This window comes from Emticicia sp. SJ17W-69 (assembly GCF_051209875.1).
GTDB lineage: Bacteria > Bacteroidota > Bacteroidia > Cytophagales > Spirosomataceae > Emticicia.
Map to the genome: position 1 here is coordinate 3,941,334 of NZ_JBNTQY010000001.1, position 24,379 is coordinate 3,965,712.

At 34.1% G+C, this 24,379-nt stretch carries 26 protein-coding genes; 15 read left to right on the forward strand and 11 right to left on the reverse strand.

Annotated elements, in window-relative coordinates; translation table 11 throughout:
• Positions 1-282: 282 nt before the first annotated feature.
• The gene (locus ACQUQZ_RS15915) at positions 283-1,389 is read left to right on the forward strand and encodes a pyridoxal phosphate-dependent aminotransferase (protein WP_435356014.1); all 1,107 of its coding nucleotides are present in this window, start codon (positions 283-285) and stop codon (positions 1,387-1,389) included.
• Between the two features lie 7 nt (positions 1,390-1,396).
• On the opposite strand, the gene ACQUQZ_RS15920 is transcribed toward ACQUQZ_RS15915, so the two are convergent.
• From ACQUQZ_RS15920 to ACQUQZ_RS15955, 8 genes are all read right to left on the reverse strand, one after another.
• Positions 1,397-2,344 (reverse strand): glycerophosphodiester phosphodiesterase, encoded by a 948-nt coding sequence (locus ACQUQZ_RS15920; protein WP_435356015.1) that lies wholly within the window; start codon positions 2,342-2,344, stop codon positions 1,397-1,399.
• 10 nt (positions 2,345-2,354) lie between these two features.
• A complete protein-coding gene (locus ACQUQZ_RS15925) occupies positions 2,355-2,885 on the reverse strand; it encodes a hypothetical protein (protein ID WP_435356016.1) in 531 nt (176 codons plus the stop codon).
• A 29-nt stretch (positions 2,886-2,914) separates the two neighbouring features.
• Positions 2,915-4,204 carry a DUF3570 domain-containing protein gene (locus ACQUQZ_RS15930; RefSeq protein ID WP_435356017.1) on the reverse strand — a complete coding sequence of 430 codons (1,290 nt, stop codon included), beginning with the start codon at positions 4,202-4,204 and terminating at the stop codon, positions 2,915-2,917.
• A 48-nt stretch (positions 4,205-4,252) separates the two neighbouring features.
• Positions 4,253-4,474 carry a DUF4266 domain-containing protein gene (locus ACQUQZ_RS15935; protein ID WP_435356018.1) on the reverse strand — a complete coding sequence of 74 codons (222 nt, stop codon included), beginning with the start codon at positions 4,472-4,474 and terminating at the stop codon, positions 4,253-4,255.
• On the reverse strand, positions 4,471-5,403 hold the full coding sequence (locus ACQUQZ_RS15940; RefSeq protein WP_435356019.1) for an FAD:protein FMN transferase: 933 nt from the start codon (positions 5,401-5,403) through the stop codon (positions 4,471-4,473). Before ACQUQZ_RS15940 ends, ACQUQZ_RS15935 begins: the two co-directional genes overlap by 4 nt.
• Positions 5,390-5,833 (reverse strand): thioredoxin family protein, encoded by a 444-nt coding sequence (locus ACQUQZ_RS15945; RefSeq protein WP_435356020.1) that lies wholly within the window; start codon positions 5,831-5,833, stop codon positions 5,390-5,392. Before ACQUQZ_RS15945 ends, ACQUQZ_RS15940 begins: the two co-directional genes overlap by 14 nt.
• A 49-nt stretch (positions 5,834-5,882) precedes the next feature.
• Positions 5,883-6,449 carry a (2Fe-2S)-binding protein gene (locus tag ACQUQZ_RS15950; protein ID WP_435356021.1) on the reverse strand — a complete coding sequence of 189 codons (567 nt, stop codon included), beginning with the start codon at positions 6,447-6,449 and terminating at the stop codon, positions 5,883-5,885.
• Positions 6,450-6,587: 138 nt separating this feature from the next.
• The gene (locus ACQUQZ_RS15955) at positions 6,588-7,958 is read right to left on the reverse strand and encodes a protein-disulfide reductase DsbD family protein (protein WP_435356022.1); all 1,371 of its coding nucleotides are present in this window, start codon (positions 7,956-7,958) and stop codon (positions 6,588-6,590) included.
• A 312-nt stretch (positions 7,959-8,270) separates the two neighbouring features.
• Between ACQUQZ_RS15955 and ACQUQZ_RS15960 the strand changes: the two genes are divergently transcribed.
• Positions 8,271-9,038: a CDP-alcohol phosphatidyltransferase family protein gene (locus ACQUQZ_RS15960; protein ID WP_435356023.1), complete on the forward strand. Its 768-nt coding sequence runs from the start codon at positions 8,271-8,273 to the stop codon at positions 9,036-9,038.
• Between the two features lie 59 nt (positions 9,039-9,097).
• Positions 9,098-10,018 (forward strand): NAD(P)/FAD-dependent oxidoreductase, encoded by a 921-nt coding sequence (locus ACQUQZ_RS15965; protein WP_435356024.1) that lies wholly within the window; start codon positions 9,098-9,100, stop codon positions 10,016-10,018.
• 150 nt (positions 10,019-10,168) lie between these two features.
• Here ACQUQZ_RS15965 and ACQUQZ_RS15970 read toward each other — a convergent pair whose 3' ends face one another.
• Together ACQUQZ_RS15970 and ACQUQZ_RS15975 are read right to left on the reverse strand one after the other, a co-directional pair.
• Positions 10,169-10,483 carry a hypothetical protein gene (locus ACQUQZ_RS15970; RefSeq protein WP_435356025.1) on the reverse strand — a complete coding sequence of 105 codons (315 nt, stop codon included), beginning with the start codon at positions 10,481-10,483 and terminating at the stop codon, positions 10,169-10,171.
• A gap of 138 nt (positions 10,484-10,621) precedes the next feature.
• Positions 10,622-11,362: a hypothetical protein gene (locus ACQUQZ_RS15975; RefSeq protein ID WP_435356026.1), complete on the reverse strand. Its 741-nt coding sequence runs from the start codon at positions 11,360-11,362 to the stop codon at positions 10,622-10,624.
• Positions 11,363-11,512: 150 nt separating this feature from the next.
• Between ACQUQZ_RS15975 and ACQUQZ_RS15980 the strand changes: the two genes are divergently transcribed.
• The 12 genes from ACQUQZ_RS15980 to ACQUQZ_RS16035 all read left to right on the forward strand — a co-directional run bounded on the left by ACQUQZ_RS15980 (position 11,513) and on the right by ACQUQZ_RS16035 (position 23,270).
• A complete protein-coding gene (locus ACQUQZ_RS15980) occupies positions 11,513-12,628 on the forward strand; it encodes a YncE family protein (protein ID WP_435356027.1) in 1,116 nt (371 codons plus the stop codon).
• Positions 12,629-12,736: 108 nt separating this feature from the next.
• Complete coding sequence (locus tag ACQUQZ_RS15985; RefSeq protein ID WP_435356028.1) at positions 12,737-13,342, forward strand: RNA polymerase sigma factor; 606 nt, start codon at positions 12,737-12,739, stop codon at positions 13,340-13,342.
• On the forward strand, positions 13,332-14,921 hold the full coding sequence (locus ACQUQZ_RS15990; protein WP_435356029.1) for a hypothetical protein: 1,590 nt from the start codon (positions 13,332-13,334) through the stop codon (positions 14,919-14,921). Before ACQUQZ_RS15985 ends, ACQUQZ_RS15990 begins: the two co-directional genes overlap by 11 nt.
• A 355-nt stretch (positions 14,922-15,276) precedes the next feature.
• Positions 15,277-15,693, forward strand: a complete 417-nt coding sequence (locus ACQUQZ_RS15995) for a ubiquinol-cytochrome c reductase iron-sulfur subunit (RefSeq protein WP_435356030.1) — start codon at positions 15,277-15,279, stop codon at positions 15,691-15,693.
• Positions 15,694-15,793: 100 nt separating this feature from the next.
• Entirely contained in the window at positions 15,794-16,741 is a 948-nt protein-coding gene (locus tag ACQUQZ_RS16000; RefSeq protein WP_435356031.1) for a DUF5777 family beta-barrel protein, read from the forward strand.
• Between the two features lie 117 nt (positions 16,742-16,858).
• On the forward strand, positions 16,859-17,407 hold the full coding sequence (locus ACQUQZ_RS16005; protein WP_435356032.1) for a YceI family protein: 549 nt from the start codon (positions 16,859-16,861) through the stop codon (positions 17,405-17,407).
• Between the two features lie 92 nt (positions 17,408-17,499).
• Positions 17,500-18,234, forward strand: coding sequence for a c-type cytochrome domain-containing protein (locus ACQUQZ_RS16010; protein ID WP_435356033.1), 735 nt, complete (start codon positions 17,500-17,502; stop codon positions 18,232-18,234).
• Between the two features lie 98 nt (positions 18,235-18,332).
• Entirely contained in the window at positions 18,333-18,881 is a 549-nt protein-coding gene (locus ACQUQZ_RS16015) for a hypothetical protein (protein WP_435356034.1), read from the forward strand.
• A gap of 94 nt (positions 18,882-18,975) precedes the next feature.
• The gene (locus ACQUQZ_RS16020) at positions 18,976-19,665 is read left to right on the forward strand and encodes a VIT1/CCC1 transporter family protein (protein ID WP_435356035.1); all 690 of its coding nucleotides are present in this window, start codon (positions 18,976-18,978) and stop codon (positions 19,663-19,665) included.
• Positions 19,666-19,767: 102 nt separating this feature from the next.
• Positions 19,768-20,433 carry a hypothetical protein gene (locus ACQUQZ_RS16025; protein ID WP_435356036.1) on the forward strand — a complete coding sequence of 222 codons (666 nt, stop codon included), beginning with the start codon at positions 19,768-19,770 and terminating at the stop codon, positions 20,431-20,433.
• 700 nt (positions 20,434-21,133) lie between these two features.
• Positions 21,134-21,811: a response regulator gene (locus ACQUQZ_RS16030; protein ID WP_435356037.1), complete on the forward strand. Its 678-nt coding sequence runs from the start codon at positions 21,134-21,136 to the stop codon at positions 21,809-21,811.
• Between the two features lie 94 nt (positions 21,812-21,905).
• Positions 21,906-23,270 (forward strand): sensor histidine kinase, encoded by a 1,365-nt coding sequence (locus ACQUQZ_RS16035; protein ID WP_435356038.1) that lies wholly within the window; start codon positions 21,906-21,908, stop codon positions 23,268-23,270.
• A gap of 129 nt (positions 23,271-23,399) precedes the next feature.
• Here ACQUQZ_RS16035 and ACQUQZ_RS16040 read toward each other — a convergent pair whose 3' ends face one another.
• Positions 23,400-24,302 (reverse strand): aldose 1-epimerase family protein, encoded by a 903-nt coding sequence (locus ACQUQZ_RS16040; protein WP_435356039.1) that lies wholly within the window; start codon positions 24,300-24,302, stop codon positions 23,400-23,402.
• Between the last annotated feature and the right edge of the window lie 77 nt (positions 24,303-24,379).

The following is a 24,379-nucleotide window of genomic DNA, read 5'->3' on the forward strand; positions in this document are numbered from 1 at the left end:
TAAAATATTCACCCAAAAATATAGACCAATGCCTCAGAGTCCCGTGAAAAACGGAGACTCTGAGGGAACGACTAGCTATGTCTTGTCCTGAAATAGGTTTACACAAAAATATGTAAACAAATGGCAAGAACCAAGACAAACAGGGGGTCAGGTTACAACCAACAGAAGCAATGCAACGGCTACCAAAGCCAAAAACACGAAAGAATTTAAAGTAATAATTCAATAAATACAAAAAATAATACAAAATTTTCATAACTTTGGTTTTCACTTAAATCTAAAGTTATGGAACGCCGTGATTGGTTAAAAATTAGTGGATTAACTCTTGCTGGGGTTTCGACTGCTGCCTCTACTTTTGCATTTTCTGACAAAATTCGTCCATCAGATGATGGGATGATTCATTTGGATAAAAATGAAAATCCTTATGGCGTTTCCCCAATGGCACTTAAAGCTTTGAAAGAAACCTTACCTGAAGGCAATCGTTATCTGGTTTCTACCATTACTGCCAATCTTTACCAAAAATTAGCCGAAAGAGAAAAACTTAATCCTAATAACTTTTTAATAACAGCTGGTTCAGTAGAAGTTTTAGGACTTACCAGTATTTATGTTTCTCGTAATGGCGGAAGCGTGGTTTGCCCCTACCCTACTTTTGCCACATTGCCCAATAATTGTAAAAATTTAGGCATGGAATTAATCAATGTGCCAATAACAGGCGATAAAATCATTGACTTAGAAGCCATGAAAAGCAAGATAAAAGCCGATACAAAATTGGTTTATTTGTGCAATCCGAATAATCCTACAGGAACAATTTTGGATGCTAAAATCCTTAGAAATTTTGTTGAAGAAGTGAGCCAAAAAACAATGGTGATGGTGGACGAAGCATATTTTGAATTCTTAAACCAGTCGGTATCTGATATGGTAAAAGAAAATAAAAATGTATTGATAAGCCGCACATTTTCAAAGGTCTATGGTTTTGCTGGGCTACGGGTTGGGTATATTATTGGTCATGCCGATACCATCAAAGACATGGCAAAATACCAAGCATCAGGTTCATTGGGAGTATCAAGGATTTCGATGAATGCCGCTATTGCGGCACTGGATGATAAGGATTTTTTAGCCATGTATCTCAAAAAAAACCGAGAATCCGCCGACTATACTTGCAAAGCTCTCAATGATTTGGGCATCGGAGCTGTGCCTTCTCAAGCCAATTTTGTCATGTTTCCGATAGATAGCTACAAAGGAACATTTGCGAAAGATATGGCAAGTAAAAAAATCTTGTTGCGTGATGATTTTAAAGAATTAAATGGCAATAAATGGGGACGTGTAAGTATTGGCACAATGGATGAAATGAAGGCGTTTTTAGATGCTTTTAAGCAAATCTGGAAAGTATAAAGGGTATTTATTCAGTAGCAATGGCTGTTTTTGTGACTCGTTGTACTTTACTTGTAGAGTCTGACTTGCAATTTTTTAATGAATCAATTTTATACATTTGTTTCGACAAAGGTTGAATAACATCATCCGTTGCACTCAGTGCCGAAACCAAATATTTCACCTTATCAGTTTGTATAAAATCAGGATTTTTTCTGATTGCATCTAAGTTATTCTGTTCAGTTTCAACATTCCAAACTGCCACTCTAAAGCCTTGATTATGAGCCACTAACATCTGCTCAGCTGAAATATCATCATTAGAAATGGTAATACCATATAAATTTAGTTCGGTGGCCGTTGCAAGCCCTTCTTCAAAAGTTTGTGGATAAATGAAAAGTTTAAATCTTTCGTTTTTGTTGGCTAAAAGACTTAGGAAATTCTTATCATTAGACTCAATGTAAATTCTTCTTTGCAAATTGTATTTCTTTGAAATCTTCACAATTGCATCAGCAAAAGTAGTCAAATACGCATCATTGCTGGCATCAGCATTATAGAGTTTGCAATCGAATGTGAATTTATAAGAAGCCAAATCTTCAATATTTGAAAACAGTTGGTCTAATGAAACCAACGAATATGTCATATAAGGCGTTTCGTCATAATACGCGTCTTTGATTTCGTCATAATTGTGCTGACTAATCATTCCGCTGAGGTTAGTTTTTGTATCTAAATCAGAATCATGAAAAGCTACTAAAAAGCTATCTTTGGTCATCTGAACATCAATTTCACTTCCATCAGTGCCCAAATTTAAACAATTGACAATTGATTCATAAGTATCAATCGGATAAGTAGAGGCTATTCCCATGCCTCCATGCCCCAAAACGGTAATATTATTGCGATTAAGATTGACAATATTGAAAATTTCATCTTCTTTCTGGCAAGAAAACAATAGTAAAACTAAAATAAACGAGATGTTTTTCATGAAATTATTTTTAAAAACCATAACCTATTGATACACCAAACCAATTGGTGAATACCTTGTTTGAAGAAATAATAGGTGAATAGTTTAAGCGAAAAATAACCCCTCGCTCATTTTTTTGATAACGATAACCAGCAGTAAAATTAGAGTTAAGTGTGGTTTTTCTTGTTGCTTCAAAAGTGGTAGCATTTGCCTGAACAACATTAGAAATCGTTTGTCCAAATCCAACTTCTATATGATGGATTTTGCCATAAAATGCATTGACCGAAATTGGAACGATAATATCAGGATTGAAATTATCCTCAAAATCCCTGATATGTAAAGTACTAAGTCCAACTCTCAAACCAATATTAAACGTTGGCGATGGGCTTTTATTTTTATATAAAAGCAATCTTTCATAATTAATTGAAGCATAACCACCAATGCCTAATGCTTCAAGATAAATCACATTCTTGACAGCGTTTTTTGTTGCTGTTTGTGAAAATGATTTACCTTGAAAAAGGCAAAAAAGACTGAGAAATAAATACTTCTTTCTTCTAATCATCTATAAAAAATGATTCAAAAACAAGGTTTTTATTTAAATTTAGCACTTAAAGTAATAATATTTGCTACCATACCATTGCTTCGGTTATAATGTCCATAACGAAGCTCGGCGGTATTCCAATGTTTGATTCCCAAGACACCATCTGGTGGGGCAATTCTGATACCAGCTCCCCAAAAAGCACTCTTAAAATCTGAAATATCAAAATCAGATGTATAATAGGTTTCTGTTAATTTATGGCTATTGATTGGAGCAAAATATTTAACAGCAGTTTGACTATTGAAACGATAATGTGGTGTAATTGACACAAATGACGTAATTTTAATCGGTACTTCGATACTTGCCGTATGAGCAGTCATACCCCAATTATCTTGGTAGTAGCGATAGAAAGTACGGATAATAAAGCGATCACCTAAGAAATAACTTGCACGTAATCCCATTGGTAATTTAGCACGAGTGCCGGGCAATTTTTCAACTTTTAATGTTCCGTCAGTAAAGTAAACACGGTGGTAAGGTGTACTCAAAAGCCCTTCTTGATATGATGGCTCAATTACGGCCATCAATTGTAAACGCTTATTAATTACCTGTGAAACGCCAATCGAGGCGTTGTAAGAATTACGTCTTTTAAAATCAATATTATTATCACCTTCGGCACCAGAACCATATCCATCTGGACGAAGTTCATACGGAAGAATAACCGACCAAGTATCAAAAAATGCACCTGCTTTTAAGCTAAATTCGGTATTATTATCCTTTGAAGATTTCGAGTAGCTCAGGTTTACTCCATGTGATTGGTAATCCCATTCGGTTGAATATGAAAAACTTGCTCCAACAGTTGAGTGTTTTTTATCATCTTTTCTACTCCAAGAAAGTGTTGGGTAAAAATGGACATCTGACATCGAAGCCGAAGAAACTGAACGTGGGTCAATTTTATCAGATGAAGCTGAAGAATAATAATCAATAGCCGCTTCACCAATAAGGGTGTGTTTTCTTGCTTTTTTGTCAATAAAAGATAGTTTAATATCTAATGAATTGGCAAAATCAATCAATTTCTCTGTACCAATCCCACCAGTTACAGCAGAATGATTTCCGTCTTGATTATAATATGCCGAAACCAAATTGACTTCTTCCAATTTCAATGTGCGGAAACCAGATTTTGCTTCTGCATTTGGATTCGAACTTAATTTATATTCTTTACTTGATGTTGGTTTTGAGTCAACTTTTGGTTTTGTTTTAAACAAATATTTAGTATTGTCATACTGAGCAAACGCTCCGCTCAACAAACTTGCATATAAACCAATTGTGATGATTGTTTTCTTCATAAGAGATGCTTTACATTAGCATTTTGAAATCTCAATTTTACATTTTTATTAATTACATCCGCATCCACCGCCACTCTTTCCACCATTTGCTCCTGAAGCACCCTCTCGATAGAGATAAAAACTTGTTTCAAATTTTTCTGCTTTTCTGGCAGCCAATTCCATTTCAGAATCATTGATTCGGCTTTTTTGGTACTCTTTGACAGTCACACATGAAGCCATTGAGCTTAGCATAAAAGCAAGAATAGCTACTATTTTGATTGTTTTTTTCATGATATTTTGATGTTATTCGAGGTGAAAACATTGTTTTCATCATCAATGATGATACAAGCGATTTGTTGCATTTGATTAATCAGGCTCAAACCGGCCTCAACGCCCATAACAGTTACTGGTGTTGCCATTGCATCAGCAATTTCAGCATTCGGACAAATAATCGTTACGCTTTTAATACCCGAAACAGGGAAACCTGTTTTTGGATCAATTGTATGTGAATACTTTTTGCCTTCAATCATCACATATTTCTCATAACTTCCTGAAGTAGCAACTGCTACGCCACTGATATTGAGATAAGAAAAGGCAGTATTTTGAGTATCAGGGTCGGCAATGGCGATTGTCCAAGGTTTACCATTAGGTTGATTCCCCCAAGTAGTTAAATCTCCAGCAGCATTTACGATGCCACTTTTTACGCCATTTTGTATCAAAACTCTTTTAGTTTGTTCGGCGGCATAACCTTTACCGATTCCTCCAAAGCCAATTCGCATACCTTTTTCTTTTAAGAAAACTGATTGATTTTCAGCGTCTAAAAGTACATTCTTGAAATTAATTAACTTCACGGTTTGCTTGGCTGTTTCGGCATCGGGCAATGAAGTCATTTCCTTATCGAAATTCCAAAAACGCTTATCAATTGAGCCATAAGTAATATCAAACGCTCCATCGGTAAGGGTTGAAATTCGGAGTGAGCGACTGATTAGTTCAAAAACCTCTTTGTCAACTTTTATAGGTTTAATACCTGCATTTTGGTTGATTTGGTTAGTTTGGCTGTCATCACTGAAAGTTGTCAATAGCTTTTCGATTCGACTAATTTCAGCAATTGCTACATCAATTTGTTTTTTTGCCCAAGTTTCTTCATCACTTACTACGCTGATCGTAAAGCGATTACCCATCAATCGAAGCGTTTTTGAATAAACCTTATTTTCGGGCATTGATAATTGCTTGAATTTCCTGAACAAAAGATTCAGTAGAAATGCCTGATGGATAACCATCCCATTCTTTTAAAACTTTTCCATCAGCACCCACCAAAACTGTAAATGGAAATTTGCCTTCTTGGTTATATTTTTCTGCAAGAGCTTCGTTAAGAGCGGTTTGTTTTTTATCTAACTGATTTTTCTTTAATCTTGGGAAGTCAGCTCTAACTAAGGCTAAGTTTTTATTGGCATATTCCAAAAACTCTGGTGTGTCTAATACATCTCTTTTGAGCTTGATACATGGCCCACACCAATCCGAACCCGAAAAATTAATAACTATAAATTTATGATTTTGTATGGCATCAGTTTTTGCTTTATCAAAATCTAATCCCCATTGAGGCGAGCCTTCCAAAAGGAAAAATGTCAGAAAAATGCTTAAAAATTTCATATTTAAATCTAATGATTGAATGAGCAAACAATTTAATCAAAAACTGCAATCAATAAACCACTAATGTTTTTCCATCAGTTGCTACTTTATACACAGCTAAACCTTTTCTGCCATTATTGTTCAAGCCAGTTCCAGTCAGCGAAAATCTTGCTCCATGATCAGTACAATACCATTCATTATTACTATAAATGATTCTGTTTTTTGGTTCATGCGAGCAGGTTACTGTTGCAGCCACATAAGTATTCGCTTTCGAGAGTGCTACAACAACTCCACTTACAACTACATACCCACCAACCGTTTTTAACTTAGCATAAGTCGTTGATGTAAGATCAATTTTCAATTTTGTACTGGTAATTTTATTCAATTCTTCAGTAGTAATTACTCCAACAACATTGGAAGTTGCAGTACCAGTATTGGTAGCAGTTCCTGTGCCAGTAGCAGTTCCTGTGGTTACAGTAGTAGTTGTACCCGTCGTTGCAGTTCCAGTGGCGGTTGCTTCTGGTGCAACAGTCAAAGCATCCACATACTTGTCACTTTCTCTCACACAAGATGTTAGAAGAGCCATCAAAGCTCCACCACTAAAACCTGCTGATTTCAAAAATTCGTAGCGTGTCATAATTATATTCTTTTCTTAAATAATGGTTTGTACTTTCTATTACGTAAAACTACTCAAAAGGGTGGGGTTGTTTTTTTTATTGTATCTACTTGATACATTAAAGACGAAATTCTTATATGAATGGTTGACTCTACATATTTATTTCTTTTTGCCTTCCTCTAGAAATTTCACAAAATCTTCTACACTCGAATAGCCAATTGGATTGACAATTGTTTTACCACTGGCATCCACAACCGCATAATATGGCTGAGCATTATTATTAAATTTAGTGATTTCAAAATCCATATTTTTGTCGCCAATAGTTGTTTTTACTTCATCATCATATTCTGATTTATAATGCTTTTCTTTTGGCAATTCTTTCTTATCATCAACATAAAGCGACGCTATCACATAATCTTGTTTCAACCTTTCTAAAACTTCTGGTTTTACCCAAACATTTTCTTCCATCTTACGGCAATTGGCACAAGCATAGCCTGTAAAATCAAGTAATAGTGGTTTATTTACTTCTTTTGCATAAGCCAAAGCATCATCATAATCGCTAAAACCTGACAAACCATGTGGCATTGAGCGAAGTTTATCGGCCGAAACACCAGCCAATAATGACTTATTATCTTGTGGAGGTAAGATTCCTGAAAGCAATTCCAATGATTTTCCTTGCACAACGCCTGGAATCAGATATGCTGTAAATCCCAAAAACAATGCACTAAAAGCAATACGTGACCAATGATAAGTTTTTACTTTCATATCTTTCGGTAAACGAATGATGCCACTGATATAAATTGCAATTAAGCCAAAAATAACAATCCAAAAGCTTAAAAATATATTGCGATGCAACCAATTAAAATGATAAGCTTGGTCGATATTACTTAAAAATTTGAGTGCTAAAGCAAATTCAGCAAAACCCATGACCGCCTTCATTTCGTTCATCCAACCACCAGATTTTGGCATACTTTTGAGCCATTGAGGAAACATCGCTAATAGTGTAAAAACCAAACCGAATGGCAATCCAAAAGCTAACATTCCCCAAAGTGGTCGCCAAACCTCACCTTGTGCCGCCAAAATCAACAATGAACCAACAAAAGGAGCTGTACAAGAAAATGAAACAACCACCAAAGTAAGTGCCATAAAGAAGATACCTAACCAACCACCACTTTCTGACATTCCGTCAATGCGGTTGACACACTGATGAGGTAAAACAATTTCAAATGCACCTAAAAGGGAAATACCAAAGACAATGAAAATAACAAAGAAAATTAAATTTGGCAACCAATGTGTACTGATAAAATTTAGAAAAGGAGCTCCAAATGCCATTGTAACAAATCCAATCAAGGCAAAAACAAACATGATAGAAAAACCATAAAACATCGCTTTTCGAGAGCCATCAGTCTGCTTTGTAAAAAAACTGACTGTCATCGGCATAATTGGATAAATGCAAGGCATAAATAAATTGGCAACTCCTGCCAAAAAAGCTACAGAAAGAAAACCGAGCAATGATTGTTGTTCGTGCATGAAAAAATGATGTTTAATGAAACGCTATTTAACTATACGTTAAAACCAATAATATCGTGGGGTAAAAGGGGAAAAGTTTATCAATAGCGGTAGAATATTGAAATGATTGTTTGACATGTTTTTTTTAAGGTGTCATTCGTACATCTAATTTAATAGACGAAAGTCAAAAAAGATTGGTTGCAATGACTTTGTTTGATGATATAAAAACTTTGAGAATTAGAAAATTAAAACATCTTTCTTCACAAGTAAGTTATGAATTAGTAAAAACAATTACTACCTTAAAACAATTAGTCGAAATAACACCCCTCACGAATGCCAAAACTCTCTAACGAAGATAAATTTATTGATTTTTCTGATTATGCTCGTCCAATTGCCACATTTTTAGCTCACTATCTTTCAAAAATTAAAATTAATGCAATTCAAGTTACGCTTGTTTTTCTTTTAGCTGGTTTTGCCTGTGTTTATGCTATTTACACTGGTCACTGGGTTTGGGCTGCAATTTTCTTGATGATAAAAAATATTTTGGATGCCGTAGATGGTGAAATCGCTCGAATCACCAAACACCCTTCTATCATTGGACGTTATCTTGATTCCATTTTTGATTTTGCTATCAACTTACTTATTTTTATCATTGTTTTTAGTATAACTAATGCCTCAATTTACATTTTTATATTGGCTTTTTTGGGCGTAGAGTTTCAATGTTCTATTTATAATTATTACTATGTAATCCTAAGAAGGCGATTAAATAATGAGGAAACCAGTCGCATCATTGAATATCGAAAACCTGTTGCTTACCAATATGAAAGTCAAAAAACAGTCAATTTTTTGCATGCAATATTCTTGAGTTTATATTTTATTTTTGATGTTTTTGTAGTCTTTTTAGATAAAAAAGCTGTTTCTGTAAAAAATTTCCCCAAGTGGTTTATGAGTTTAAGCTCTTTGCTTGGGCTTGGATTTCAATTACTACTTATTTGTCTGTTGCTCTGTTCAGGATTGATAGAAATCCTACTCCCATTCTTTGCTTGGTATAGTATTTTTGGGTTGTTTGTTATTTTAATAAGAAAGTGGTTTGTGAAATAATTATCTAAACATCTTTCACTGAAATTGAGTTATAATTTTAGTAAAAACTAAACGATATTTTGAAAACAATTATCATCGGAGCAGGCATGGCAGGCCTTTCAGCGGCCAAAAATTTAAGTCAAAAAGGACACGAAGTTATTATCTTAGACAAAGGTCGTGGTGTAGGCGGCCGAATGTCCACTCGAACCATCGAGCAAGGTAAAGCCGACCACGGAGCTCAATATTTCTCTGTCAAATCATCTGAATTCCAAGCACTTATCAATCAACTTCAAGCTGAAAATATTACAACTAAGTGGCAACTTGCTCAACGTGAAAATGTGCGTTATATCGGAGCAAAAGGCATGAATACAATTCCAAAAAAATTGGCAGAAAACCTAAATATTCATTTAAATGAAAAGGTAGTTTTAATTAAAAAAAATGAAGTAAAAACCGAGTCGGGAAATAGCTATTCATTTGATAATTTAATAATTACGATTCCAATTCCACAGGTAATTGAACTTTTTGACAACTCAGAGATAATTTTTTCTAAAAATGACGAAAAAATCATTGATAAAATCGAATATGCTCCTTGTATTGCTGTGATGGCAGTTTTGAAAAGTCCAACTGAGATTCCAACAGGAGGAATTATTTTAGAAAATCAAACTGTCGCTTGGATTGCTGACAATTTTCAAAAAGGCATTACATCAGTCCCTACGGTTACTTTGCATGCTTCAGCAGAATTTAGCAAAAAGTATTTGGAAGATGATTTACAATTAGTAGCAATAGAAATATTAACATCTGTCAGACAATGGATTAAGCCTAAAAATCTTGTTTCTTGGCAAGTACATCGTTGGCGATATAGCAATGCCATTAAGCGTTTTGAAGAACCTTTTTATCAACTCGAAAACCAGCCCATTTATTTATCAGGTGATGGCTTTGGAATAGGTAATGTAGAAGGTGCTTTTTTATCAGGGTATTTTTGTTCAAAAAACCTTTTATAAAAAGTAGGAACGCAAAAGAGATTTGATTTTTTCAAGAATTTTAAATCATTAATGTGGGATGAAAGAACCCAAATTTGACTTCATCAATAAAAAAACTTCCTGAGCAATGCCCAGGAAGTTAAACCAAATAATTATAACCATGAAAAAAAATTAATTTTTCTTTGGACCTTTCTTAGGTTTATGTCCCAACGAATCAAGTTTTGGAGGCTTTACACCCAATGAATCTTTTGGTGGTTTATGTCCAAGTGAGTCAAGTCTTGGAGGTTTATGTCCAAGTGAATCGTGAGGAGGTTTTACTCCTAAAGAATCGCCATGCGGCCCTTTATGTTTGTGTTTAGTTGAATCTGCAGTAGCTGCTGAAGTGCCATCGACAGCCAAAGAGTCTGGACTCAAACTCTCTTTATTACACGCTACAAAATAGATGCTCCCCAGAGCAAAAAAAATCAATACGACTATTTTTTTCATTCAATATACTTGTTTAAATAGGTGAATAAATTTACACGGAAATAAAATTTCTGTAAATAGTCGAGGCCTCAACTGAAATATAAACTAATGACGGTAATACAATTTAAAATGGTTGCACTAAGTCAAATTAAAAAATAATTACTCACTTAAATGGCTTTTAGTTTTTGTTTTTTTACTCTTCACAGCATAATCAAAAATACCTAATTTAAGACCTACATTGGCTGAAAAGCCTTGATAATCAGAACTATAACCAGCTGAACTAAAAGCAAAACGATAATTTGCCCCTACAAAAAGTTTAGCAAATCGAGCTAAGTTTGCCTCGGCAACTACTCCTGGTTGAATCACTTGATAAACATCATTTCTAAAATTTCTATTATCAATTGGCGTAGCATTAGGATCTGGTGTTCCATCAGGCAAAACACCGCCATCACGATTTCCTCTAAAACCATCGTGGTGTTCACCAAATTCTCCAAAATGGAAACCTCTACCACCAACTCCAACCATTAACGGAAATGAAACATGTATTGCAGCATCGGGTTTTACAGTATATTCTACTTTTAAACCCGCAAAACTCCCATTAATGTTTGAATTGTTTTGTTCATTTCTAAAGCTGCCATAGCCAGTGAAACCTACTGCCAATTTTTTGTTGAATTGCAACATAAAAGAAGCTCCTCCTAATGAAGTAAATGCTCCACCTAATTGTCCAAATTGATATTCTGGTGCTAAATAAACTCCTAAATAGTGAATTTTTGTATTTACTTTTTTTCCACCAAAAACAGTCCTAATCGAAGACTTTGTTGAGTCTTGTGCCATCACGCTAGTTGAAATAACCAACACTAAACTTGCCATAAAAATAATTAATCTGCTGAAATGTCTCATGTTTTGTATATTTGTTTGATAAATTTGACTTCATTGACCATTACGCTTGGTTTTCAAAAAGCGTGGGGTAAATTTTTTATTTATCTCAAAAAAACGATCCTATCTTTTTAGATATCGTCAAAAATTATTCAACCTAAAATATCAATTACTATGTTCAAAACAGTATTAATACTCTTGAAAACGATAGGATTGTCGGTGATGGCTTTCGTATTATCGATTTTTCCTCATCCTCCGAAAGTGGAGCAACATCGTTATCTCTATGTGGCAGTGCCAGGAATAAGAAATTATTTAGAGTATGGTGGACATGGCTTATTGATTTATGATATTGACCATAATTTTAATTTGGTTAAAAGAATCCCTACAACTGGACTGGCTACTGATGGTACACCCTCGAATGTAAAAGGCATTTGTGTAAGCCTTGCAACGCAATCGGTTTATATCAGCACAATTCATACTTTACAGTGTATCGACCTTCAAACAGAAAAAATAAAATGGGAAAAAACTTATGAAGGAGGCTGCGATAGAATGGCTATTTCTCCAGATGGATTAACGATTTATCAACCCTCATTTGAAAAAGATAATTGGAACATTATCAATGCTGTAGATGGAGAAATCATTGGTCAAGTGATTCCAAAATCAGGAGCTCACAATACTATTTTTGGCCCTGATGGGAAAGAAGTCTATTTAGAAGGTTTAAAATCTCCATTTTTAACAGTCGTAAATGCCAAAAACCCACAAGAAACTCGAACAGTAGGCCCATTTTCGGCAAGTATAAGACCTTTTACGATTACGCATAATCAAAAAATTTGCTTTGCTAATGTCAATGATTTATTAGGATTTGAAGTTGGAGATTTGAAAACTGGCAAAAAGTTACATACTGTCAAAATCAATGGCTTTGAAAAAGGCCCTGTAAAAAGGCATGGTTGCCCAAGTCATGGCATAGGACTTACCCCTAACGAAAAAGAACTTTGGGTAGCTGATGCGTATAATCAACGCTTCCATTATTTTGATGCTACCAAAATGCCTCCTGTGCAAATGGGAAGTATTGCAGTCAGAGACCAACCAGGTTGGATAACTTTTAGTTTGGATGGAAAATACGCTTTCCCGTCAACTGGAGAAATCATTGATTTAAAAACCAAACAAATTGTAGCTACTTTGAAAGATGAGAACGGCAACCCTGTTCATAGTGAGAAAGTAGTTGAAGTACACGTATTAAACAATAAAGCAATTATCAAAGGTGACCAATTTGGAATAGGGAGAAAATAGAGTTCTTAAATTAATAATTGACAGTTAAAAATTATTAACCCCACCCCACCCTTTTTGAAAACCTTGCGTAATACATAATAGATCACCTAATAACTAACTATACTCATCTTGTTTTTCAAGAAAAAAACATTTTCAGAAGATAACCTTGAAAGCGTTATTGCTGCTTGTATTGACCAAAACAGTCAAGCACAGCGAACGCTTATCAAACTTTTTTTGGGTTTTTCAAAAAGTATCTGTACACGTTATTCGAGTAATGAGCAAGAAGTAGAAGAAATTATCAATGATGGTTTTTTGAAAGTTTTTACTAATCTTTCAAAATATGATACATCGCAACCATTCAAGGCATGGCTACGTACAATCATGGTTAATACGGCCATTGATTATTATAGAAGTAATAAAAAACATCACCTCCAAATTGCTGTTGATGAGATAGAAGTTACAGATTTTGACGATGATATTATTAGTAAGTTATCAGTTGAAGAAATCATGGGATTGGTTCAAAAACTTTCTCCTACTTATCGAATGGTTTTTATGTTGTATGTAGTAGAGGGCTACAAACACCGAGAAATCGCCGAAAGATTAGGTATTCAAGAAGGCACTTCAAAGTCAAATTTGCAAGATGCAAGAATAAAATTACAAGAAATGATTCGCATTCATTACCCTCATTTATTTGATATTTACTCAGTTCGAAAAAATAAATTAAATGAAAACTGAAGATTTTGATGAAGCATTTAGACGTAAAGTTGAGAGCTTCCACCCACCGTTCCGAGATGATGAAATTGACCGAATTCAAGGGTATGTAAACAAGCATATTCCTATGAGTTTCTGGCAACGTTTTGGTCATACTTTTACTTATTCTTTAGGTACCGTTATCATTGTTTCCTTATTGACAACTATAATTTATCAGGCGAATGAAAATAAAAATTTACTAAATAAAGTAGCTGATTTGAATAATAAATTGGAGCAAAAACAAGCAGTTGTTGCGATGGAAAATGCTCCAAAGAGCATCATTATTGAAAAAACTGATACAGTCTATGTAGTGAAACATATTAGGAAAGAAATTCCTAATTTAGAAGAAGCCAGTTCTGACAATCAACTTTCAGCAACAAAAGACTCATCACCTGCTGTCGTTTCTAAAGAAAATATCAATGGCACTTTAAGCTCCAATGAAACAACGAAAGACAATACGCAAGAAGATTTCAATCTAACAAATTCAGCAAAACTGAACGAAGTAGCAATTGCTAGCAAACAAGAAAAAACTATACTTACCAATGCAAGAAAGTCAGTAATATCGTCTACGAAAACAGATGGAGTTCGACAAGTTTCCAAGTTGTCGAATGATACAAAATCTACTGAAAAGATGGCTGAAGGAAACATCATTGATAGTCAGCCAAATGCTAAGAAAACTTTAGAAAAAAACGATTTCAAACAAAATTCTAACTTATCAAAGCCAATACAATCAAATGCTGTAACAGTAGATAATTTGGCTAATAATACAGAAAAACTTTCCAATTTATCTGAAAATACATCTCAAGAAAATAAAAATAAAATACTGACTATCAATGATTTAAAAAGAAAAGCATTTAGCCCTATTGATTTGAAATTTGCATTTGATTTATCAAACAAGAAATTACATTCACCCCATTATGTAGCAAATCCCAAAACACGAAAATCATTTAAGTTACCAAGTATATCAATGCCAAATCTGAAATATCGTGTAGGTATAGGAGCTAACGCTGACTTCGGGCAATTAGGAACGAGCATATTGACCGATATATTATTTGCTAAGCGATGGAGCATGACTACTGGGGTAAATATGTCCTTTTTAGGTTTTGAACACTTTGGTGATGAAGATGATTTTAAACGACGAACCGACAAAGATTTTAGAGATGAACATGATGTAGTGCTACCATTGAGCAACTCAATTGAAAACATTGATGCACACCAAGTTTTGTTGCGTTTGCCTATTTACTTAAACTATCGCTTACCACTCAGAAAAGATTATACAGTTCTATTTTCGACTGGTACTGATTTAGATTTTCACTTAAATCAGATTACATCCTTTTCACATCACGATTTGGTAAGAGATGAAAGACAAGAAGGAATTCAAGAAAAAATCCCAGTACCACTCTTCAATAATTGGATGATTTCGGCAGGAATTGAAAAACGTTGGAAACATTTTTCGGTACAGCTAAGTCCATATTTGAGCTACCAAATCAAACCGGTTTCTTATCGAAAAGAAGATTTTATTTTTGGTTTCAAGGCTAATGGTTTTTACCGAATAAGTAGATAATTAATCTATATTTATAAAAGTTACAATCTCAAAGACTGTCCTAAATGTCATAATTTAAGACAGTCTTTTTTATATATTTTGTCTTAAAAACAAATAAACATTTGTCCTCTCACAACTTAATATAATAATCGTTCGTAGAATATACATGCAGTAGCCAACCTTTTTATAGAGTAATGCGTATCTAAGATAAAGTAATGCAATGTGATAAATATATAACTCATTTTTCTAATTATGGAAAGCTTGAGCATTCAGATTCTAATACCTTTATTCTATGATTAATAAAAAGTTGAAAAATTAATCAAACATTACTTAAGCAATATTTTACTTTATTTATTCCAATTTTTAACAACTTATCATGTTAACACAAGAATCAATTTCACGAAAAGACTTTTTAAGAAGTATGGGTTTAGGCGGAGCGGCCTTGATGGCAGTACTTACATCATGCAAGAATACCGTAGATGTTGTTTTACCATCAGGCGGAATTACTGTAGATTTATCGACTAAATTATTAACAGTAGGGAGTTTTATTTATAGTAATGGTATCATCATTGCTCGTATTGCTGCTGGTAATGCCTCTACATCTTTTGCAGCCGTTGCTCAGGCTTGTACACATGAAGGAACCTCAGTTGTATATCAAAGTAGTGGAAAGTTTCATTGTCCCAATCATGGTGCTGAATATAATACAAGTGGTGCTGTAACACTTGGACCAGCCACCAAAAGCCTTACCAAATATAATACTTTGGTAAATGGTACTACACTAACCATTTCATAAATAGTAAGCAACCAAAGTTTTATTACCAACGTATATGAAAAAGGGAGCGTCATTTTATATGATTTCTTCCTTTGCTTTCACCATCAAATGTTCCTCAATCATGAAAAATATTTTTTTCTTTATTTTATTCCTAACAACTATAAAAGTCTCTGCCCAAGATGACCCAATGGATATTCTCAATAATAATACGAAGCCAACAACTACTGTTGCTACCGCTACTTTTAAATCAACGAGGGTAATCAATGGGCAATCGGTTGAGACCATAGCTAAGAAGCATTTAGACTTCCGTATTTCTCACCGTTTTGGTGCATTAAATACTGGTGCTTATAATTATTTTGGATTAGACCAAGCCACCATGAGAATGGGTTTTGAATATGGCATAACCAATGATTTGATGATAGGAATTGGAAGAAGTAGTACACAAAAAACATTCGATTATTTTGGCAAATACAAATTACTCAAACAATCAAGTGGAGCCAAAACGATGCCTGTGAGTGTAACACTTTTTGCAAGTCTTGCAGCAGTTTCTCTTAGTTCTAATGCCGAAAACTCTGCTTCATCACCTTTATTTGATAATAATATCGAAAGATGGACGTATTGCAGCCAACTCTTAATTGCTCGCAAATTTTCTGATGATTTCTCCTTACAGATTAGTCCAACCTATTTGCATCGTAATAAAGTCTTTAGAATAAACTCTTCAGATGGAAGTGAAATACTTGAACCTAATGATATTTTTGCTATTGGATTGGGTGGTCGTTATAAAATCAATAAACGAACTTCAATCAATGCCGAATATTTTTACAGGCTCCCTTCATTAAACAGTCAATATGCTTTGAATGCTAATTATCATAATTCCTTATCAGTTGGTGTTGATATTGAAACAGGAGGCCATGTTTTTCAATTACATTTTACCAATTCTTTAGGTATGATTGAGAAACAATTCATTGCAGAAAACACCGAAAAATGGACAAACGGTGGTATTCATTGGGGTTTCAATCTTTCAAGAACATTTAGTTTTGATAGAGAAAAGAAAAAGAAGACCTGGTAAGAAAAAAGCTCAACTTTTAGCATGAAAACTAATAAACAATGCCATTTAAAATAATTAAATCTCAACTTTTAGCATGAAAACTAATTACAAATTTAAATTCATTAAAAGCCAATTATCATGAAAAATATAGTAAAAATATTGTTTTTAAGTTTCTTAATTTCAAACAGTACGATGGCACAAAACTTCATTTGCCAAAGTGGTGAAACAAGTTTTTTTTCGGAAACACCCCTTGAGAATATTGCAGCTCTAAATAAAACCGTCACTTCGGTCTTAAATATTTCCACCAATGAAATTGCAGTAAAAATGACAATGACTGAGTTTAAGTTTAAAAATCATTTAATGGAAGAACATTTCAATGAAAACTATATGGAATCAAGTAAATTCCCAAATGGTGTTTTCAAAGGAAAAATCAATGAGGCAATTGATTGGAAAAAAAATGGCGTTTATGATGTTACAGCCAAAGGTACGCTCACCATGCACGGTGTTCCGAAAGAGCGTATTTTGAAAGGAAAAATAACTATTGAAGGCGATAAGCTGACTTTAGTTTCTGATTTTAATGTGCCACTTGTTGACCATAAAATTGATGTTCCAACACTTGTTGTTGCAAAAATCGCCGAAAATATTTCCGTAAAAAACAAATTTGTTTTCACCCCTTTAAAAAAATAAGACATTGAAAGCAATCTTGCAAAAACTGAATTAGCCAATTAGGTCAATTCAGTTTTTGCTAAGGCAAACTATAGAATAAACCTAACGCTAAAATGAAAAAATTAACTCTTTTTGTACTTGTTCTTGGAATAATTGGCTCTTGTACCTATAAAAAGGCAACGCTTGTTGTTCCAACAACTAACACAGAAATACCGACAGACACTGAGCCAACAGCAACTGCACCTGAAACAACACCTCCTTCACAATTGGCTTGTGCAACCTCAAATCCCCCCCCTACCACCATCTGTTTTGACAGCCAAGTATTACCGATTATATATGCCAATTGTGCTGAAAGTGGTTGCCATGATTCAAGGAGAAAGGCAGAAGGGTATGATCTTACCAGCTACAGTGGTATCATGAAAGGTGTAAGTGCAGGAAATTCAAAAAACAGTAAGATTTACTCAGAAATGGCAAATGGTAAAATGCCCGAATCACCACGCAAAATGGCAAGTTCACAAATCGCAATTATTAAGCAATGGATTGAAGAAGGAGCAAAAAATACCACTTGTGGGGCTATCGTTACAGACGCTTCCAATCCAACCTTCTCAAAAACAATTAAACCCATTCTTGATGTGAATTGTGTGGGCTGTCATCAAGCAAAATCTGCCCAATCAGGTGTGATTTTAGATAGTTATAATTATGTCAAAAACTATGTTGATAATAGAAAACTTTGGCATGTAATTAACTATCATGTAGGCTATGTAGGTATGCCTGAAAATAGAAAATTGGGGGTGTGTCAAATTGAAGCTTTTAAAAATTGGATTGATGCAGGAGCATTGGATAACTAATAAAGAAATATTTTTTAATGCAATAATTCAATATTATTATTAATTTTGATAGATTTTTAATAAAATTTCTCTTTAAAACCTATTTCTAAACATCTCTTATGAGAAATCGTCCATATATTTTAAAAATTTCTTTCATGCTACTCTGCTGTTTAGCATTTGGAGTTTCTACGTCTTATGCCCAATATGGTGGCGGTTATGGCGGAGGATATGGTGGTTATGGAGGTGGCGGTTATGGCCGTGGTGGTTATGGTGGTTATGGCAGCCAATTCGGTGGACAAGATTTCGGTAATGGCAAACCTAAACCCCCACCCGACCCAGATGAGGTGGCGAAAGAAGAAACCAAAATAATGGTAAAAAAACTTAAATTAAACGAAGAACAAGAAATATTGATTTCTTCTCTCAATGAAGACTATGCTTACCAACGCAAAGATTTATACGATTTAATTAAAAAAGATTTTGGTAATACTCGACCTACTCCCGAGCAAATTGATAACGCCAAAGAGAAAATGGCAGCTTTGGAAGCAAGAAAAGATAAAGAATTAGAAAAATTGTTGACTCCCGAACAATTTAAAACTTATCAAGAAATGAAAGCAAAAATGCTCAAACAAAGTGGTGGTGGTAAAGACCCAAAAACAAAAAACCAATAAGAGTTGAGATAAGTATTTATTGAAAGTTAATAATTGTAAAATACGAATAATTATATAAAAATCCTTATTTTTGTTGAAAAAATAAGGATTTTTTATGCACGACCCTCACCACGAACATCATCTCCAAAGTTCTGAATTTATTACTGATATTGTCATCGGAATGTCTGATGGATTAACCGTTCCATTTGCTTTAGCGGCTGGTCTTAGCGGTGCGGTTGCTTCAAATTCCATCATTGCTACTGCTGGAATCGCAGAAATCGTAGCAGGATCAATTGCGATGGGTTTGGGAGGATATTTAGCTGGACGAACAGAAATTGAACATTACGATGCTGAACTCAAACGAGAATATGACGAGGTAGAGCGTGTGCCTGAGCGTGAAAAACAAGAGGTAAAAGACGTTTTTGCTGAATATGGACTTAGCCCTCATCTACAAGATGAAATTGCAGAAGAATTGGCCAAAGATAAAGACAAATGGGTCCATTTTATGATGAAATTTGAGTTAGGTCTTGAAAAACCAGATGTCAATAGAGCTTCAAAAAGTGCTGCAACGATTGGTATTGCTTATATTGTTGGAGGATTAATTCCACTATCACCTTATTTTTTTTCAGAGTCACCTGCTGATGGTTTAAAATACTCTTGTGTCGCTACTTTGATTTGCTTATTTATATTTGGCTTTTTCAAAAGTAAGGTCACTGGACAGCCTCCACTTTGGGGTGCGATAAAGGTAACAACCATCGGAGCTGTAGCTGCTGCTGCTGCTTTCTTTGTTGCAAAGATGTTTTAATGAAATATCTTGCGTAAAAAAACGTTTATTAGTTTTATTCTTCCAGTGATAAAAATATATCTACTTACAATTTTTAAACAGCCAAAAACTACAGCTTACTGTTTGTTTTTGACACTTTTTTGCACAAAAATCTTCGCTCAAGAAGCTGATACTGTGGTTGTTCGGTATCCCGATAGTTTACGAGCAAAATTAAGCTATGCTATCAACTGGGATGCCCGAAGCTCATTTGTTGCTAACAAACGAGTAAATATTTGGGGAGTTAACTCGGGCATCACTGTTGGTCGAAAAAGAAATCAAATTACAGTTGGCTATTATTGGATGAATTTTAATTCCTACTTACGCCTCCTTGATCTACGTAAAAATACTGCCAAAAGAGTAAATCTCGATTATTATACCAAAACAGACCTGTATTTCTTTAGCCTAATGTATTGGAAAAATTTTGTCAATAATAAACGTTGGCGAATTAGTGTTCCAATAGAAATTGGTATTGGTGCAACAAAAAATCAAGAAGTGAACCTTTTGAATGAAATTCAAATTTGGAAAAGAAAAGATTATTTTATGCCTGTCCAAGCAGGGCTTTATATTGGATGGAAAGCAACACGCTGGGTTGGATTGGCAGTGTGCGGTGGCTATCGCTATGCTTTGATACAAAGACATGTGGAAGAAAATTATAATGGTTTATATTTTAGTGTAGGTGCCGAGCTGCAATCTGCTATTTTTAAAGATACCTATCATTGGATTTTCAAAAAGAAAAATTCTAAAAAATAATATACGAATTTTATTAGGCAACAACTTACAAACGCCATTCATAAAAATCTGATTATAAGCAAGTTAAGTTTAACTTGCAACTCAGTTTATAAAAAACAAATAATACAGCAACGAATCTAATTGAAGAAAATTGTAAAATTACTTGCTTTTACCTTGAAAACTTTTTTATATTTGCTCCATCATAAAAAAAGTATTTTTTAAAAATAGTTGTAACTACATATAATTTATTTTTATATTTGTATCGTTAAATAAAAAATAAAAAAAAGATGCAACCTTTTGCACATTTCAAACGTCATTTCTTATAGAAAATAAAAATATCAAAGATAAAAGTTGTGTGGATTTAGTAGCGGGAAAGGCTGGAGTTATTTACTCCAGTCCTTTTTTTTTTGTATATATAGTTTTAATTACTTTTTAATTTAGCATTAATGTTTCCTATAAACCATTAAGCTAAATTTGTATTGTTTAAAAAAAGAATTAGTATAGTTTTTTCATAAAAGTTGTGTGGATTCAATAGGATAAAGGCTGGGCATCTTGACCCAGCTTTTTTTTAAGCACTTTCTACTCTTTAACTACATTTTAATCTCAAATTAAAGCTATGTTCATCTTGTAGTCTCATCTTTGCTTATGAAATGTAGGCAATTCACATTTATCGTTATAGCTTTGTTACATTGTTTTTTATTAGAAAAAAAGGAATAAAAATATGAAAATATTAGTTGTTGAAGATGAGCCCAAATTAGCTGAATTTGTCAAAAAAGGATTAGAAGAAAATGCCTGTACAGTGGACGTGGCTTATGATGGTCAGATTGGCAAAAATATGGCATTGAGCAATTCTTATGATGTTTTGATTTTGGATGTAAATTTGCCTAAAATCAATGGATTTGACTTAGCTCATCAACTAAGAACTGAGCAAATGAGTACACCTATTTTATTACTCACCGCAATGGGTAGTATTAATGATAAGTTGATTGGCTTTGAATCTGGAGCTGATGATTATTTGGTAAAACCTTTTGAATTTAGGGAGTTATTGGCTCGCTTGCGTGCCTTACAAAGACGTTCAAATGATTTAATGCCTCAACAAAATATTTTAAAAATTGCTGATTTAGAGTTAGATTTGAACGAAAAAGTAGCACGCAGAGGCGGTCATAATATCGAACTAACAGCCAGAGAATTTGCTTTACTCGAATATTTGATTAGAAATCGTGGTCGTGTTGTTTCACGTATTGATATTTCAGAGAAAGTTTGGGACATCCATTTCGATACTGGAACCAATACAATTGATGTTTACATTAATTTTTTACGCAAAAAAATAGATAAAGATTTCAATACTAAATTGATTCATACCGTAGTAGGTATGGGTTATATTTTGAAGGAAGAATAAAAAAGTAATAAATGGGAAATGGCGACTTACGAATTAATATTGATTAAATAATTCGTAAGTCGTTGTTTTTTCTAAACAAATCCCCATCTAAAACATGAAAATTGTAGATCGACAACCGCTTCGAGCATCGCTTATTGTGTCTATTCTTTTTGGAGTATTCTCAGTTGTTATCTATAATTTTTATGCTGACTTTCGCCAAAAAGAATTCCTCAAAATTCTGAAACAAAATGCTATTTCTCATGAGCGGCTATTGGCTGATACAGCTAATTTTTCTCCTCAAGTATTAAAACACATTGAAGAAAAGTCAAAAACTCAAATGACCGACGAGACTTCTGCAATTTATGATACTACTGGAAAAGCAATTTATGCCTCTTTTGCAGAACCTTCTTTGGATAAAAACTTAGTCAAACGTGTTTTGAAAAACAAAAGTATTTCAATTGAAAATGGTTATTATGATAAAATTGTTTTTCTCTATGAAATACCCGAAACCAATCAAAAGGTAATTTTGATGGCAGTTGCTTTGGATGATTTTGGCTACGCAAAACAAGATAGATTACGAGATTTATTGCTCGTTGGCACTTTGATTGCCATTGTAGTGTTGGTGGCTGTGATGCGAATTTTTGTAAAAAGAGATGTAAAACCAATCGGGCAGATTGCCGACAAAATGGAGCAAATTACCGCTCACGAACTCAATCAAAGACTACCACAAGCTTCCCTTCCCGATGAAGTTGGGCAAATGGCTCGAACATTTAACGATTTACTCGACCGTTTGGAATTTGCATATTCCCAACAACGAAATTTTGTGTCTTATGTAACCCACGAACTTCGTACGCCGCTCACCATCATGCAAGGACAAACGGAAGTAACTTTGATGAAGGATAGAAGTGAAGCTGAATACAAAGAGGCTTTGGAATCGGTGAAAGCGGAAGTGCAAGATATGATTAAATTAGTGAATGAACTATTAGAATTGGTAAGAGCAAATGCTGATGCACATTTAGTTGATTTAGAACCAGTGAGAGTCGATGACCTACTTTGGCAGGCTCGTGGACAATTATTACAAAAAAAACCAAAATATACGATTGAAGTAGGCTTTGATGAATTTCCTGATTCGGAAGAAATAACTGTCAATGGAAATGCCGCTTTACTCAAAATGGCATTTATGAATTTGATGGAAAATGCTTGTAAATATAGCGACGAGCCTCATGTGAGCGTGTTTATCCATATCCGAAAAAAGGAAGTAGAAATAAGATTTGTGGATAATGGATTTGGTATTTCTGAGAAAGATTTAGAGCATATTTTCGAACCTTTTTTCCGTTCCTTAACTACCAAAGAAGTATCTGGACATGGGATAGGGTTACCACTTACGAAACGTATCATTGAAATTCATCTTGGGAAAATCTCAATTGAATCGAAAGTGGGTGAAGGTACAAATCTGATGATTGTTTTGCCAACTGTATAAGGTATTTGTTTAAAAATCACCATAATTGACTTTAGAAGATTGGAATGGCAAAGTTTCAGAAACTTTGTAAGAATATGAGTAACAGTTTTAAGAATTATGAATAGTAGAACAATTTTTCAAATTGTTCTACTAAGTCAACTTCACCGCCCAAGCACGTTCAAAAACATCGCCTGCCGCAAGAACATTTATTCCTTCTTTCTCTGTAAGTTCTTGTGTATGGTTTACCGAATCGGCAATACCGCACCAAGGTTCGATACAAATAAAGTCAGCATTTTTTGCAGCCCAAATTCCTAAAAAAGGGAATCCAGCAAAATCAAATCGAAGTGAATGTTCACTTTTATCTGATTTCAAAATAACATTTGTAGAGTTTAACTGCTTAAAAACCAAGGCATCTTGATGAAAAAGCTCTTTGGTCAATGGCACAATCTTGGTTTCTTCAACTACAGATTCTTCATCAACGATTTTCTCCCCAAATAAAGGCTCAGGTTCTTCCAAAATCAATCCTTGTTCGCTCAATGGCCAACGATGGAATATTTCATCTTCTTCAAATTCTAAATAAAAATCTTCATAAGTTAAATCATCAGTCAAAGGAACAGCAAATGCTGGATGTCCACCAACCGAGAAGTACATATCTTTTTCACTCAAGTTAGTTACATGATATGTTACGCTCAATAGATTTGCATAAAGTTCGTAAACGATGCGAAATTCAAAGGTAAAAGGGTAAATTTTCAAAGTATTTTCATCAGAACGAAGTAAAAAGCTAATCCCATCGTCCCAATGGTCTTCTACTTCAAATACATAATCACGAGCAAAACCATGTCGAGGTAAATTGTATTTTTCACCTTCAAAAGTATAGCTATTGTCTTTTAGACCACCCACAATTGGAAATAATACAGGTGAAGATTTTCCCCAAAAAAGAGGGTCTGCTCCCCACATGTATTCGATTTCATGATCTTTATGAAAAAGACTCACTAATTCAGCTCCTTTGGCATCAATCCCAACTTCTAAAAATTCATTTTCAATATAATACATACCCTAATTCTCTTTAAAAACATTCCCTTTTTCTTCCTATTTTTATTGTTCTTTTGGAGAAAGAAGGAATCAATACA